Origin of the sequence: Lysinibacillus sp. UBA5990 (assembly GCF_002429815.1) — a bacterium.
Lineage (GTDB): Bacteria > Bacillota > Bacilli > Bacillales_A > Planococcaceae > Lysinibacillus > Lysinibacillus fusiformis.
Map to the genome: position 1 here is coordinate 216,948 of NZ_DJAY01000015.1, position 15,454 is coordinate 232,401.

A 15,454-nucleotide genomic window follows, 5' to 3' on the forward strand; every position below is an offset into this window, starting at 1 on the left:
TTGATGTTAAAGTAGGTGTTATTAGTGGCAGAATTAGGGACTCGACTGAAAGAGGCGAGACTGTCTAAAGGCTACAGCTTAGACGATTTACAAGAAATAACGAAAATTCAAAAGCGTTATTTAGTAGGAATTGAAGAGGGCAATTATTCCATTATGCCTGGCTCGTTTTATGTACGAGCTTTTATTAAACAATATGCAGATGCTGTTGGTTTAAACGCGGAAGAAATTTTAGAGACTTATAAAAAAGAGCTGCCAAGTACTCCGAATGATCAAGTAAGTCAATCCATAACGAATAGTCCAAGCAGAAGAAAGGTCACAAAAGGCCCTTCCAATAAAATGATGGAGGCAATGCCAAAAATCATTGTTGGGTTATTTATTGTTGTGATCATTGTGGTAATTTGGGTGCTATGGCAATCAAAAAACAGTCCAGGGACAAGCGAGGGCAACACAACATCCCCTGAAATTGAATATGATACAAATGCCAAGCCTATCGATAGTGCCAAAGATAAGAAAGAAAAAGAAGAAAAAGATGCTCTGAAAAATGACCAAAAAAATACAGACTCTAAAGAAGAAACACCAACTGATGAAGATCAAACTGATCAAACTGAAGAGATCAAGCAAACCATTTCCGCAGGTACTGTTGAAGCAGATGGAGCAACAACTTCATACACGTTAACAGGTACAGATACACTGAAACTTAAAATCGAAGTTTCAGGTCCTACATTTGTTGGTATTCGTAATCAGCAGCAACAAGAATTATTAACGGATACTCGTGTTTATAATGCTGGTGAAGTGGTAGAATTCGACGCGACGACTGAAAATTATGTTCGTATCCGTCTTGGTAATTCTACGCAAGCTAAAATCTATATTAATGACGAGCTTCTCACGTATGCACAGCAAGTTGTAACTCAAAATATCGTCATCAATTTCAATAAAGAACAGTAGTCATCATGTGATGGCTACTTTCTTTCATCATGAAAGGTGTTAGAAAAATGAACATACCAAATAAAATTACCATCTCACGAATCTTGCTTATTCCATTTTTTGTCATTGTTATGATGTTTGATTTCGGCTGGGGAACATTGACTCTATTTGGGGCAGAGATGCCAATCCATCATTTTATAGGTGCACTTATTTTTATTTTAGCTTCGACAACTGATTGGGTAGATGGTTACTATGCACGTAAGTATAATCTTGTGACTACATTTGGGAAATTTTTAGATCCCTTAGCTGATAAATTACTTGTGTCAGCAGCTTTCATTTTAATGGTAGAGCTTGATATGGCACCAGCCTGGGTGATTATCATTATTATTAGCCGTGAATTCGCTGTTACGGGTTTACGCCTTATTTTGGCAGGTGGGGGAGAGGTCGTTGCGGCCAATCAGCTTGGAAAAATTAAGACTTGGGCACAAATTGTAGCAATCGCTGCCGCTCTTTTACACAACACAATTTTTACACTCATTGGTATTCCTTTTGATATGATTATGCTATACGTAGCATTGTTCTTTACGCTATGGTCTGGGTGGGATTACTTCTACCTTAATCGACGTGTTTTACTTGAGTCTAAATAAGAAAGGTCTTGTGAATCATGAATGCTGAAATTCTTGCGGTTGGCTCAGAGCTATTATTAGGCCAAATTACGAATACGAATGCGAGATTTATCTCGAACCAGTTATCCGAGCTAGGCATTAATGTTTTTTACCATACAGTAGTGGGTGATAATGCAAAACGATTAGAGCAAGCTATTGAAGTGGCAGAATCTCGTGCAGACTTAATTATATTTTCGGGAGGACTAGGACCTACGAAAGATGATTTAACAAAAGAAACGATTGCTCGCCATCTCGGTGTTTCTCTTGAATTTGATGAAGTTGCATTAACTTATATTGAGCAGTTTTTTGCTAAGCGAGGACGTCCTATGACGGAGAATAACCGCAAACAGGCTTTAATTCTAGCTGGAAGCGAAATACTAGCCAATCATCATGGAATGGCGCCTGGTATGATTTTCAAAAACAATAACCGTACGTATATCTTACTCCCAGGGCCACCTAAGGAGCTTGAGCCTATGTTTCAATTTGAGGCCAAACCTAAGCTTGCTTCGATGCTTAACGATGGAGGGATCATTGCCTCTCATGTGATGCGTTTTTATGGGATTGGTGAGGCCGAACTTGAAGTCCAGGTACAGGATATTTTAGATGCCCAAACAAATCCAACAGTCGCTCCACTTGCGTCGGATGGTGAGGTAACATTACGCGTAACAGCCAAAGCAGAAACCGAACAACAAGCCCAACAACTTATTGCCGCCAAAGTAGCAGAGATACAAGCCCTTGTTGGTGACTATCAATATGGTGTGGATGATGACTCGCTTGTTTCAAAGACAGTTGAAATGCTAGTAGACAATAATCTAACTATTTCTGCTGCGGAAAGTTTAACGGCAGGGTTGTTTCAATCAGAGCTTGCGGAAATTCCAGGGGTAGGTAACGCACTTCTTGGTGGCGTAGTGACCTATGCGGCAGAAGCAAAAGTAAAGCATCTTGGTATTTCACAAGAATTAATAGATACACACGGCGTTGTTAGCGGTGAATGTGCTGCTGCAATGGCAAGTGCAATTCGAAAACAATTTGGGACAAATATCGGCATTGGATTAACAGGAGAAGCAGGGCCTACAGCTCATGATCATCAGCCAGTAGGGACGGTTTGGATTGGTATTGCCATCAATGATGAGGAGCCACTTACATACTTACTTCATTTATCTGGTATGCGTAATACAAATCGACTCCGTGCAGTGAAATTTACATGCCATTATTTAATGCAGCGTTTGGAAGAACGCGGCTATACAAAACGATATTAATATAGAGTTAAAAATAGGAATTTGGGTAGAGGAAAACTATCCAAATTTTTATTTTGTAGAAAAAACGAATAAATGTTCGCTTTTTTCTTGCGTGTTTTCTCAAAAACAAGTATAGTAGAGATAGACAAAAACAGTGAACAGTTTTCGAAGGAGGAAAATGAATGAGTGATCGTAAATCAGCCTTAGAACAGGCTTTAAAACAAATTGAAAAGAATTTTGGTAAAGGTTCAATCATGAAACTCGGTGAAAAAACCGACTTACAAATTGCGACATCGTCAAGTGGATCACTAGCACTTGACGCGGCATTAGGCGTAGGTGGTTATCCACGTGGACGTATTATTGAAGTGTATGGTCCTGAATCATCAGGTAAAACGACAGTTGCTTTACATGCTATTGCTGAAGTACAAGCAAAAGGTGGACAAGCAGCATTTATCGATGCAGAACATGCATTAGATCCAATATATGCTCAAAAATTAGGTGTCAACATTGATGAGTTATTATTATCACAGCCAGATACAGGGGAACAAGCACTTGAAATCGCAGAAGCACTAGTTCGTAGTGGTGCAATTGATATCATCGTTATTGACTCCGTTGCTGCTCTAGTGCCAAAAGCTGAAATTGAAGGGGATATGGGTGATTCTCATGTCGGCTTACAAGCCCGCTTAATGTCACAAGCATTACGTAAACTTTCAGGTGCTATTAACAAATCAAAAACGATTGCTATTTTCATTAACCAAATTCGTGAAAAAATTGGGGTAATGTTCGGAAATCCAGAAACAACACCAGGTGGACGTGCCCTTAAATTCTACAGCTCTGTACGTTTAGAAGTTCGCCGTGCAGAAGCTATTAAGCAAGGTAATGATATTGTTGGTAACCGTACGAAAATTAAAATTGTGAAAAATAAAGTAGCGCCGCCTTTCCGTACAGCTGAAGTGGATATTATGTATGGAGAAGGTATTTCTAAAGAAGGCGAAACAGTTGATTTAGGTGTAGAATTAGACATCGTGCAAAAAAGTGGATCTTGGTATGCATATGGTGATGAGCGTCTAGGTCAAGGACGAGAAAATGCTAAGCAATATTTAAAAGAAAACTCTGCTGTTTTGGAAGAAATCTCAAACAAAATTCGATCTTCTTATGGTATTGCTGCTAATTCTTATACAATTGCTGCACATGAAGAAGACGAGATGGATGAAGAATTAATGTCACTTCTTGATGAAGAATAATCAAACGATTGCATTGTTCCCAATTTATTACGGGAACAATGCTTTTTTTGTCTATAATCTAAAATTTTTACACATAATAAGATAGAAGCTATATGCCCTCAGAAATTATTTCTTATGTACTGGGTTAACGTAAAAGGTGTAAAAGGTGAATTTTTTCCTAGTGTAAAAGTAATAGGGAAAAAATTCGCTGAATGGATAAGACTTACTTTTTTTCTTTTCAAAGGGCGAACAGGTGCCCGACTATCCTTGACAGAGCTGATGGCTAGCTATACAATTAAATATGTATAATTTCTGAATTATGACTTTAAATAGGCAGTACATTTTATCTTCATTTAGCAAAAGTTTTATAGTTACATGTCCTTTTCGAAGGATGTCAAAACGCCTACTGAATGCAGATAATACCTTTGGCCAATTAGACAAGTTTTGTGTGAAGACTAACAAAATATTGCGCGATTTGCCAAGGCGACATAGATGTATGCGCCGACTGAAACTGTAATACCCAAATAGCAAGAGGAGGTGTTCATATGGATGGAATTACTATCATCTCCGCTTTGCTTGGACTCATCGTTGGTGCCGCTGTTAGCTATATCTACATGAAAAAAGTGAATGACTCAAAAATCACTGGTGCTAAACATGTCGCTGAAACAATCGTTGAAGAAGGAAAACGAGAAGCGGAGGCATTAAAGAAAGAAGCACTACTTGAAGCCAAAGATGAAACTCACAAATTTCGTACTGAAGCCGAAAATGACATTCGTGAACGTCGTTTAGAACTTCAAAAACAAGAGAACCGTTTATTGCAAAGAGAAGAGAATCTTGATCGCAAGGATGATGCTCTAAATAAGAGAGAAGCAAGCTTAGAGCGTAAAGAACAAGCTCTAGCTGAAAGACAACAGCATATTGAACAGATGGAGAGCAAAGTGGACGAGCTCGTTGCATCACAAAAAACAGAGCTAGAACGTATTTCTGCTTTAACTAGAGAAGAAGCGAAATCAATTATCTTAAATGAAGTAGAAAAAGAGCTAGCAACTGATATTGCTGTGATGACGAAGGAAGCTGAAACACGTGCAAAAGAAGACTCAGATAAAAAGGCGCGTGAAATCTTATCGTTGGCACTACAACGATTTGCTGCAGATCATGTAGCTGAAACAACCGTATCTGTTGTGAACTTGCCAAATGATGAAATGAAAGGTCGAATCATTGGTCGTGAAGGCCGTAATATTCGTACATTGGAAACGTTAACAGGCATTGATTTAATTATTGATGATACTCCAGAAGCGGTTATTTTATCAGGCTTTGATCCAATACGTCGTGAAACGGCTCGACTTGCACTTGAAAAACTTGTACAGGATGGCCGCATTCACCCAGCACGTATTGAAGAAATGGTGGAAAAATCTCGCCGTGAAGTGGACGAACAAATCCGTGAAACTGGTGAGCAAACTACATTTGAAATTGGCATTCATAACTTACATCCAGATTTAATGAAAATTTTAGGCCGCATGAAATATCGTACAAGCTATGGACAAAACGTCCTAAAACATTCAATTGAAGTCGCGCATTTGGCAGGTTTACTGGCTGCTGAATTAGGTGAAGATGTAGCATTAGCTCGTCGCGCAGGCTTATTACATGATATTGGTAAAGCCATTGACCATGAAGTAGAAGGTAGCCATGTTGAGATTGGCGTGGAATTAGCAACAAAATACAAGGAACATCCAGTCGTTATTAATAGTATTGCTTCACATCACGGTGATACAGAAGCAACATCTGTTATCGCGGTATTAGTCGCAGCAGCTGATGCTTTGTCAGCAGCTCGCCCAGGTGCACGAAGTGAAACACTTGAAAACTATATCCGCAGACTTGAAAAATTAGAGGAAATTTCAGAAAGCTATGATGGCGTAGAAAAATCTTATGCAATTCAAGCTGGACGTGAAATCCGAATAATCGTACAACCTGAAAAAATTGATGATTTAGCTTCTCATCGTCTTGCTCGTGATATTCGCAAACGTATTGAGGAAGAATTAGATTATCCAGGTCATATAAAAGTAACAGTCATTCGCGAGACTCGTGCAGTTGAGTACGCGAAATAATATTGAAAGTTAGAGGTTTCTCTAGATTCATATCTAGAGAGCCTCTTTTTTAATTTAGCAAGAGTCATGTTTAAGGAACATCCATCATAAAAAAGAAAAAGGCTAGAATTTCTGCAGATGGATTAAAGAGGAAAGATGTGATCAAAATGATAGATCTTCATGCTCATATATTATTTGATGTGGATGATGGTCCTAAAGATAGAACAGAATCCTTAAACATGTTAAAGCAAGCTGCACGGGAGGGGATAACAGATATTGTCTGTACCTCGCATGCTATGCATCCACAATATCATGTTCAATATAGCAAGGTACAAGCGCTAGTCCATGATCTACAACAGTTACTGCTGCATCACCAAATTCCAATCACCATCCACACAGGACACGAAGTTCGTTTAAATGATGAGCTTTTAGTACATCTTCAGCAGAAGCAACTCCATACATTAGCCCACACTGACTATATTCTATTAGAACTTCCTTCAAATACAATCCCTGCCTATACGAAAGAGATGATTAGACGTTTAAAATGTGCTGGATATACACCGATTTTGGCACACCCAGAACGTAATCTTGCCATTAGAGAAAATCCAAAAAGACTCGATGTCCTTATCCATGAAGGTGCGTTTACACAAATAACGACAGGTAGTTTAACGGGCTTGTTTGGTAAGGAGGTACAGCGTTTATCATTAGCTTTAGTAAGAGCAAATTACATTCATACAATAGGCTCTGATGCCCATAATGTAAGCACAAGAAAGTTCTGCTACCAAGAGGCACTCCAATATTTAGAGAAAAAAAATCAAATGGAGATGATTGAACGGCTCCTCATGAATAATGCAAATGTTTTAGCTAACAAGCCTATCATGCGATTTGAACTAGAGAATATTGTTGTGAAGAAGCGATGGCTTATATTTTAATCTCCTATGTAGAATTGAGTGTGAGTATAATATGAAACTATTCATCACATTAGTGTTTAGCGCGCTTATTTTTATGAGCCTTATGCAGCCCGTCGATGGAATTTACCATAAATTATCTTTAGTTTTTAGCCTTTTCCTTATTATGATCTCTATACTTCAGCATAAAAAAATTATTATTCACAATGTACAAGCTAGTGTTTTTTTTAGTATGTATACATTTTTTTGTGTCATTGCAGCAGGGGTAAACCAAGATATGAATTTATTAAAAAATAGTCTTCAATTATTTTGCATGTTTTTAGCAGTTTCTATTTTCTTTAATGATCTTGTGAAAGAGCATGTTATGGAGATTGTTGTAAATAGTGTTTTAATAGCCTATGTGCCATTTATAGTTATATGTTTTCACCAAGCGCACTATATGTTTGGGGGCTTTGCAGGTGTATTTGAAAATCCCAATACAATGGGGTTTTCTATGATTGGATTAATGGTTGTCGTACTTATAAGGCTATATCACCTAATCATGAAAATATTACATGAACGACAACAGCCAAAATTAATTTTATTATTTGTTTTTTATACGACCATATATTTAATATGCTTGTATATTATACTACTTTCAAATGCACGTACTTCATTGTTAACCGCTGCACTAGTGACGATTGTAGTGAGTGTTTCTAGTATTAAAAGTTTGAATAAAACCTTCCTGCCATTCCTAAAGTTTAGTGCTCTTTTTGCGGGCACTGTTTTAGTTGTATTAATAGCTTTTATGAAAATGAATAGGATGCAAGATGCCGTACAAAGTATTTTATTGAAAATGGAAAAAAAATCCACAAATATAACAGATGGTCGTCTTGAAATTTGGCAATATGTTTTTGAGCATGTTCAATTTTGGGGACATGGTGTGGAATCATTATGGTCTATAGGTGTATCTCATGCACATAATACATTTATTAATATTTTACAGGAGGCAGGTCTACTGGCATTGATTAGCTATTGCTGTTTTCTGCTAGCCATTGCCAAAGGCTATCGTCAAATGAATGACCAGCTTGCCGTTCTAATGGCGTTAATTATAGTTGCGATGTTAGGGGTTTCCACGTTTGAAATTCTTTATTTTAACGTGCTTCATATTCTTGTGTTTGTTGTCAGTGGTAGCTTGAGAGATACGGACAAAAAGACAATATTGACCGAATAAGCGATAGGCTTGTTTAATATACTTTATTAGCATTGCAGTTATCTGCCTATATTAGGAGGGATCCATTTTGTGAATGAAGAAATGACAATCCAAAGTCTAGTAAAAGTATTGCAAAAGCGCTGGTTCTTCATCCTAATACTGATGATGCTGTCGATCGGCATTGCCGTGTTCATTAGCTATCTTCTTCAAACGCCTATTTATGAGGCCGAAACTCAATTATTGGTCAATCAAAAAAGCTATGAGAATCAGCAACTAATAGGGGCACAGAATGTTGATACGGACCTTCGTTTAATAAATACGTACAATGTTATTATCAAAAGTCCTGTTATTTTAACAAAGGTTATCGATGTCCTGGCACTAGATACAACTCCAGAAACTTTAATGAAGCAAATTGAGGTTTCAAGCGCAAATAATTCACAAGTAGTGAATATTCGTGTACAGGATGAGGATGAAGCAAGGGCGGTGAAGATTGCCAATACGATAGCGGAGATTTTTAAAGAGGAAATCCCTGTTTTAATGCATGTGGACAATATTAATATTCTCTTTATTGCCCAATCCAGTGAACATCCAGTACCGGTGAAACCAAATAAATTGCTGAACATCCTAATAGCAGCTATCAGTGGTTTCAGTGTAGCACTCGTACTCGCCTATTTTTTAGAAACGCTTGATAGGACTATTAAAACAGAGCAGGATATTGAGGAGATATTATCATTACCAGTGATTGGTGTAGTCAGTAATATAGAATTACTCAATAGTAAAAAATCCAGAGCTAGGGGGACCTCCTAATGCTGTTCAAAAGAAAAACAAAAAGAATCCCGATGGCTCGCAAGCTGATTACCGTTTCCGATATGATGTCCATTCCTTCGGAGCAATATCGCACCATTCGCGCGAATATTAAATTTTCACAACCCAATCAAGATGTCAAAACTATTCTAGTAACCTCCTCTATCGCTGGTGAAGGAAAATCGACAAATGCCGCGAATATCGGTGTTGTATTTTCACAGGAAGGGAAACGTGTCCTCATTATTGATGCTGATATGCGTAAGCCTACACTTCATCATACATTTTATCTTGATAATATTTTTGGCTTATCTTCTGTGTTATCACGGCAAGCAACTTTACAAGAGGTGATTCAAGAAACCTTTGTAGAAGGTGTGGATATCATTTCGAGTGGCGCTATTCCTCCTAATCCAACAGAATTATTAGCCTCTGAAACAATGACCTTCTTATTGCACGAAGTGAAAGAGCGGTACGATATTGTGATGATTGATGCCCCACCGTTGCTTTTTTTATCGGACGCCCAAATTTTATCTAATAAATGTGATGGTACTCTTTTAGTTGTAAATACGGGGGCTGTAGGAAAAGCAGCTGTCGTAAAATCAAAATCCATCTTAACGGTTTCCAAGGCCAATATATTAGGTGTCATCTTGAACAATTATAAAATGAAGGGCAGTACGTATGAGCAGTATTATGGAAAAGAATAAAGGTGGAGGATGACAGTGAAAAAGATTCTGCATATTATCCCTACCACTGATTTTGGTGGTATAACGACCATGATTGTAGATACTTGGATGAATGTTAATAAATCTTCGTACCATTTTGATTTTGTGTCATTTAATAAAGGTACTTACCATGATATTCTCTTACAGCAAGGTTCGAAAATATTTTACGAAACGTATATTACCGAGCAAGGCCCACTTTCTTATATGCGAAACGTTTATCGGATCATCAAACACTATCAATATGATGCCGTTCATGATCATACAGGCTACCGCGCAGTTTTTACCATGCTAGCAGCTCGTTTGGCCGGTGTATCATGCCGTGTATTACATAGCCATACGAATGTTGCTGAAGAATGGAACAATAAAGCCCTGTTAGCATTGTTGAAAAGGCTAAGTGTTGGAAATGCAACGAGACTGGTAGCGTGTAGTCAAAAAGCGGGTGAGTTTTGCTTTGATAAAAGATCCTATGAGGTTGTCGCTAATCCAATCGATATGCAGAAAATAGAGCATTTATCGCCAGAAGAAAAGAAGAGTTTAGCTGAAGGTCTAGGGATTCAAGATGGAGATTTAATAATAGGACATATTGGTCGTTTTGCACCTGTGAAAAATCATCCATTTTTAATTGAGCTTGCTGCTAAATTAAAGCAAGAAGGAATTCCATTCAAATTGCTTTTGATAGGGGATGGCCCCTTAGAGCAGGAAATTCGCCTTCTCGTCAAGCAACGAAAAGTAGAGAGTTATGTTCGATTTTTAGGCCCACGTGCGGATATTATTAAGCTCCTTCAGCTCATGGATAAATTTATTTTACCGTCTCATTTCGAGGGCTTTGGCATTGTATTATTAGAAGCTCAAATTTGTGGTACACCAGCTATCGTTTCTTCCACACTGCCAAAAGAGGTAGATCTTAATGTAGGATTATTACAATATTTAGATCTACATGGAGAGATTGATCATTGGCTGCGAGCTATTTTGGAAAATAATGTGAAGCTAGATCCGCAAATTATTAGGAAGAGTCTTAAAAATAAAGGTCTTGATGCAGAAGAAATAGCAACTAGATTATGCGCTCTTTATACTTAGCAAGTAAACTAATTCAAAGGATGAGACTATCCAAAAGAAAATTAAAATTACTCATATCATCACTACGATAGGTCTTGGCGGAGCAGAAGCGATGCTTTATCGTCTCTTACAAAACGTTGATAGGGACATGTATGAGATAGAGGTTATTTGTCTAACAGAGATGGGAACTTATGGTGAGTTTATCGAACAGCAATTAAACATCAACGTAACTATATGTGATATGCGACGGAATAGGGGCAGTGCCTTTATTCATTGTTATAAACAATGTCGAGAGAGTGATATTATTCAAACTTGGATGTATCATGCTAATCTTCTTGGATATATTCTTTCAAAATTACTTAAAAAGAAATTAATTTGGGGTATCCATCATAGTAATTTAAATAAGCATGAAAATAAACGAAGGACAATTTTTATTGCAAAGCTTTGTGCTAAATTATCTAAACATGTGGATGCTATTATTTCTTGTGGTCCAAAGGTGAAAGAAATCCATGAAGCGATTGGGTACAAAAATATGCAGCACCGAATTATTGTAAATGGTGTAAACACTGATTTATATAAACCCAGTAAAAAGCGCCAATATTATATGGAACGATTTAACATCCTGAACCAACCTATTTTATTGCATGTTGGTAGATGGGATCCTTTAAAAGATTATGGAAATTTGCTGGAAAGTTTGAAGCGATTAAGGCAGAAACGACAAGATTTTTATATGTTTTTAGTTGGCTATGAGATAGATGGATCCAATGAGGTATTGCAGCAAATGATTGAGAATGCGCAATTAGAGCATTTTACATTCCTAATAGGTAGTAGAGACGATATTCCACAATTAATGGCAGCAGCAGATCTATTCATTTTATCCTCTTCGGGGGAAGGGCTGCCGAATGTGCTGGTAGAGGCACTTGCCAGTGGCACTTGCTGTGTGACTACAAATGTTGGGGATTGTGAATATTTAGTAGGAAATTACGGGGAGGTTGTACCAGCCAAAGATGCGGTAGCTTTATCGCAGGCCATCAATAGGGCATTAAATTACGATTCAAAGCAATATGAACATAAAGCTTATCTTGGTCGTGCACACGTTTTAGCAAATTTTGAAATTAAGCATGTTGTGGAGCAATATCAATCTCTATATCCAGCTATTATTGATAGGAAAGATGGAAAAGCCAATCCTTACTAACAGAAAGGTGTGCTCATGAAAGAAATTAAGATTGGAGCCATTCTTTCGTATCTGACAATCGGCTGCACGATGATTTCTTCCCTTCTTTTTACCCCCTTTATGATTTCGCTTCTTGGACAGAAAGAGTTTGGATTATATTCCTTAATGATTGTCCTTGTTGGCTATCTTTCTATTTTAGATTTGGGGTTGGGCAATGCGATTGTACGCTATATTGCTAGAAATAGAGCAATAGCAGATAAGGCATTAGAGGCATCATTAAACGGATTTTTTTTGAAATTATTTATGGGTATTGGCTGTCTTACATTATTGATAGGCTTCTTCCTATTTTCACAAGTACATATTATTTTTGGACAAAGCTTATCTGGAGACCAATTAGCCAAAGCCAAAGTAATGGGCTATATCATGACGATTAGTGTAGCGGTGCAATTTCCACTAGGTGTATTTACTTCCATCTTACATGCATATGAAAAATTTATTTTTATCAAATTAACAACATTACTACAGGTGATTGTACAGCCTTTGACAATGTTGTTTTTTCTGTTACAGGGAACCGATGCGGTGACATTAATCTATATTATCGCTATTTATAATATTCTCTTTTTAGTATTGGATGCCATTTATTGTATAAGAGTCCTATCCATCCGATTTACATTTACTTTAAAAAACATCAAGCTTATAAAGGAAATTTTTATCTATTCTTTATTCATTTTCATTACAGTCATTGTCGATAAAATCTATTGGCAAACGGACCAAGTGTTATTAGGCATATTAAAAGGTACTGAGGATGTGGCAATTTATGCGGTAGCTATGCAAATAGTGCTCATATTTATGTCACTTGCGTTAGCCATAAGTGGACTATTTCTACCTCGTATTTCTATGCTTGTCACTAAAGAAGATGGCTTATTAGAAATTAACCAATTATTCATTAAAGTGGGTGCCATTCAGTTTTTAGTAGTTGGCTATATACTAGGTGGATTTTTTCTGTTTGGAAAAGAATTTTTATTACTGTGGTTAGGCAAGGATTTTATGGCCATCTATGCAATTGTCCTTATTATTATGGTGCCATTCAGTATTGATCTCATACAAAATTTGGGTATTAATGTGTTGAAGGCGAAGAATCTTTTTAAATTTAGAACCATTTTGTTAATGATAGTGGCGGTGGTCAATATCATTGTTTCCATACCGGCTATTTATTTTTATGGGAAAATGGGCACAGCGATTATTACGGCATGTTCATTATTGATAGGAAATGTAGTAATCATGAATATTTATTACTATAAAAAAATTGGTTTGGATATTTTGGGTTTTTGGCGGACAATTAGCAGGCTAGTTCTAGCATTTATATTGGCTATTTGCTGTAGTCAGCTTTTATGGGATTTAACGAAACCTCCCATTACTTTGATCTCTATCATCCTTTATATTTTTTATTATACAGTTCTGGCAGGTGGGAGCCTTTTCTTTATTGGCATGACAAAAGAGCAGAGAAGAAAGTGGTTAGAGTTATTACGTAAAGGAGGGGCAAAATTTTGGTCTTAGTGAGTGTGATTGTCCCTGTCTATAATGCCGAGAACTATTTGAACAAATGTCTTACAAGTATTTGTCATCAAAGTTTAAAGGACATTGAAATTATTACGATTAATGATGGTAGCGAAGATCAATCATTGGCGATTTTACAAAATTTTGCACAGATGGACGCTCGTATAACTGTTTTAGATATTGACAATGGTGGTGTTAGTAAGGCAAGAAATTTAGGAATGGAACTGGCCAAAGGACAATATATTACTTTTGTTGATGCGGATGATTGGCTAGAGCTAACTATGCTGGAAGAAATGTTTCACGCCTGTAGGCTGACAGGTAGCAATATTGCCAAATGCGATTTATATTGGCAGGAGAAAATGGGAAATAGGCAGCTATATTATCCCTCAAAGACATACTTTACTTATAGCGCAACCGTTTGTTTAAATAAATTATTTACAGAAATAGGTGAAAAGCATTTTGGTTTTGCCAGCTGTAAACTATATAAAAAATCCTTTATAGATTTGCATAAACTACAATTTGATGAAACGATGAATTTTGCAGAAGACACAGTGTTTCTAACGAGAGCTGTTATAAAAAATCAATCCATCTGCTATGTCCCAAGACAGCTTTATTACTATAATGTAGGTAATCAAAATTCCCTCACAAGTAGAGCTATGAGCAATGTAAGAAACAATTATGATTTGTTGTATAAAAAGCTTTTTGAGGAATTACAAAGTGGAGAGGTTTATGAGAAAGTAAAAAATAGCTTTTTAAATTACCAATTTGAAGGGCTCCTTGTTATTCTTCATCAATGTCCAGCTAAACCACAGGCCATTAAAAATGCCCTTCAATCCTTTTTACAAGCGTATCCAGACGTATTGAAGGTGAAGCTTATTAACCGTAAACTAAAACAGTTTATTTTTTTAAAGCTCATAAAAATGAATTGGCTTACTTTATCCTCTACATTAATCTACATGAAGGTGAAAAGAGCACTATAATGGCAGATATTTATTTTATTTTGCTTAATCCTCCACCTAGCGTTACAATTAATGGTGTTATTCAAGGTACGTAAAGTCTGTTATTTAGAGACGTATTGGAAAGAAAGAGTGGTTGAAAAAATGAAAGTTTTATTTATCGGCGATATTGTTGGTTCAATTGGTCGGGATGCGGTAGAGAAATATTTACCTCGCTTAAAAAAGAAATATAATATTGATGTTGTCATTGCCAATGGTGAAAATGCTGCGGCAGGACGCGGAATTACTCGTAATATTTATAATGACCTGCTACAAATGGGTGTAGACGTTATTACGATGGGTAATCATACATGGGATAATAAAGATATATTCGATTTTATTGATGATGCTGATTATTTAGTACGTCCAGCCAACTTCTCAGAAGAAGCGCCAGGTAAAGGTATGGTGCAAATTTCTAAAAATGGCGTGACATTATCTGTCATTAATTTACATGGTCGTGTGTTTTTACCACCACATGAGGATCCATTTGCGATGGCAGAAAAATTGATTGAAGAAGCTCGTCAAACGTCACCGCTTGTATTTGTAGATTTCCATGCGGAGGCAACTAGTGAAAAGATCGCTCTTGGCTGGCACTTAGATGGAAAGGCTTCTGCGGTTGTTGGGACGCATACACATGTGCAAACAGCGGATGCACGTATTTATCCAAATGGAACAGCTTATATTACGGATGTAGGTATGACAGGTCCGTATGATGAGATTTTAGGGATGACGAAGGAAAGTGTTATTTATAAATTCCAAACAAATATGCCTTCTCGTTTTGAAGTACCGAAAAAAGGCCGAGAAGTATTGAGTGGTTTCTTTGTAGAGATTGATAATCAAACAGGGAAGGCTAAATCCTGTGAACGCATTTATATAAATGAGGATTATCCATTTCAAGGATAAAAAAGTCGAAGA

General features: G+C 37.0%; 14 protein-coding genes. All 14 read left to right on the forward strand.

All coding sequences use genetic code 11. The features are described 5' to 3' along the window. The first annotated feature begins 15 nt into the window (after positions 1 to 15). The 14 genes from B3D94_RS13550 (at position 16) to B3D94_RS13615 (ending at position 15,442) form a co-directional block, all read left to right on the forward strand. Complete coding sequence (locus B3D94_RS13550) at positions 16 to 945, forward strand: helix-turn-helix domain-containing protein (RefSeq protein ID WP_291757726.1); 930 nt, start codon at positions 16 to 18, stop codon at positions 943 to 945. Positions 946 to 992: 47 nt separating this feature from the next. Beyond that, the gene (gene pgsA, locus B3D94_RS13555) at positions 993 to 1,571 is read left to right on the forward strand and encodes a CDP-diacylglycerol--glycerol-3-phosphate 3-phosphatidyltransferase (protein ID WP_025113992.1); all 579 of its coding nucleotides are present in this window, start codon (positions 993 to 995) and stop codon (positions 1,569 to 1,571) included. Between the two features lie 17 nt (positions 1,572 to 1,588). Further along, positions 1,589 to 2,848, forward strand: coding sequence for a competence/damage-inducible protein A (locus B3D94_RS13560; protein ID WP_291757729.1), 1,260 nt, complete (start codon positions 1,589 to 1,591; stop codon positions 2,846 to 2,848). A gap of 161 nt (positions 2,849 to 3,009) precedes the next feature. Beyond that, the gene (gene recA, locus B3D94_RS13565; protein ID WP_291757731.1) at positions 3,010 to 4,071 is read left to right on the forward strand and encodes a recombinase RecA; all 1,062 of its coding nucleotides are present in this window, start codon (positions 3,010 to 3,012) and stop codon (positions 4,069 to 4,071) included. 524 nt (positions 4,072 to 4,595) lie between these two features. Then, positions 4,596 to 6,155: a ribonuclease Y gene (gene rny / locus B3D94_RS13570; protein WP_008178918.1), complete on the forward strand. Its 1,560-nt coding sequence runs from the start codon at positions 4,596 to 4,598 to the stop codon at positions 6,153 to 6,155. Positions 6,156 to 6,301: 146 nt separating this feature from the next. Further along, positions 6,302 to 7,066, forward strand: a complete 765-nt coding sequence (locus B3D94_RS13575) for a tyrosine-protein phosphatase (RefSeq protein ID WP_291760546.1) — start codon at positions 6,302 to 6,304, stop codon at positions 7,064 to 7,066. Positions 7,067 to 7,319: 253 nt separating this feature from the next. Then, positions 7,320 to 8,255 (forward strand): O-antigen ligase family protein, encoded by a 936-nt coding sequence (locus tag B3D94_RS13580; protein ID WP_291757733.1) that lies wholly within the window; start codon positions 7,320 to 7,322, stop codon positions 8,253 to 8,255. A gap of 69 nt (positions 8,256 to 8,324) precedes the next feature. After that, on the forward strand, positions 8,325 to 9,041 hold the full coding sequence (locus B3D94_RS13585) for a YveK family protein (RefSeq protein ID WP_291757735.1): 717 nt from the start codon (positions 8,325 to 8,327) through the stop codon (positions 9,039 to 9,041). After that, positions 9,041 to 9,739 (forward strand): CpsD/CapB family tyrosine-protein kinase, encoded by a 699-nt coding sequence (locus tag B3D94_RS13590; protein WP_291757736.1) that lies wholly within the window; start codon positions 9,041 to 9,043, stop codon positions 9,737 to 9,739. The genes B3D94_RS13585 and B3D94_RS13590 overlap by 1 nt, the downstream gene beginning before the upstream one ends. Positions 9,740 to 9,748: 9 nt before the next feature. Then, entirely contained in the window at positions 9,749 to 10,834 is a 1,086-nt protein-coding gene (locus tag B3D94_RS13595; protein ID WP_291757738.1) for a glycosyltransferase, read from the forward strand. Positions 10,835 to 10,901: 67 nt separating this feature from the next. Further along, on the forward strand, positions 10,902 to 12,008 hold the full coding sequence (locus B3D94_RS13600; RefSeq protein WP_291760549.1) for a glycosyltransferase: 1,107 nt from the start codon (positions 10,902 to 10,904) through the stop codon (positions 12,006 to 12,008). A 15-nt stretch (positions 12,009 to 12,023) separates the two neighbouring features. After that, positions 12,024 to 13,544: an oligosaccharide flippase family protein gene (locus B3D94_RS13605; RefSeq protein ID WP_291757740.1), complete on the forward strand. Its 1,521-nt coding sequence runs from the start codon at positions 12,024 to 12,026 to the stop codon at positions 13,542 to 13,544. Beyond that, positions 13,544 to 14,524: a glycosyltransferase family 2 protein gene (locus tag B3D94_RS13610; protein ID WP_291760552.1), complete on the forward strand. Its 981-nt coding sequence runs from the start codon at positions 13,544 to 13,546 to the stop codon at positions 14,522 to 14,524. Before B3D94_RS13605 ends, B3D94_RS13610 begins: the two co-directional genes overlap by 1 nt. Before the next feature lie 120 nt (positions 14,525 to 14,644). Continuing rightward, positions 14,645 to 15,442 carry a TIGR00282 family metallophosphoesterase gene (locus B3D94_RS13615; protein WP_258268004.1) on the forward strand — a complete coding sequence of 266 codons (798 nt, stop codon included), beginning with the start codon at positions 14,645 to 14,647 and terminating at the stop codon, positions 15,440 to 15,442. The last annotated feature ends 12 nt before the right edge of the window (positions 15,443 to 15,454 follow it).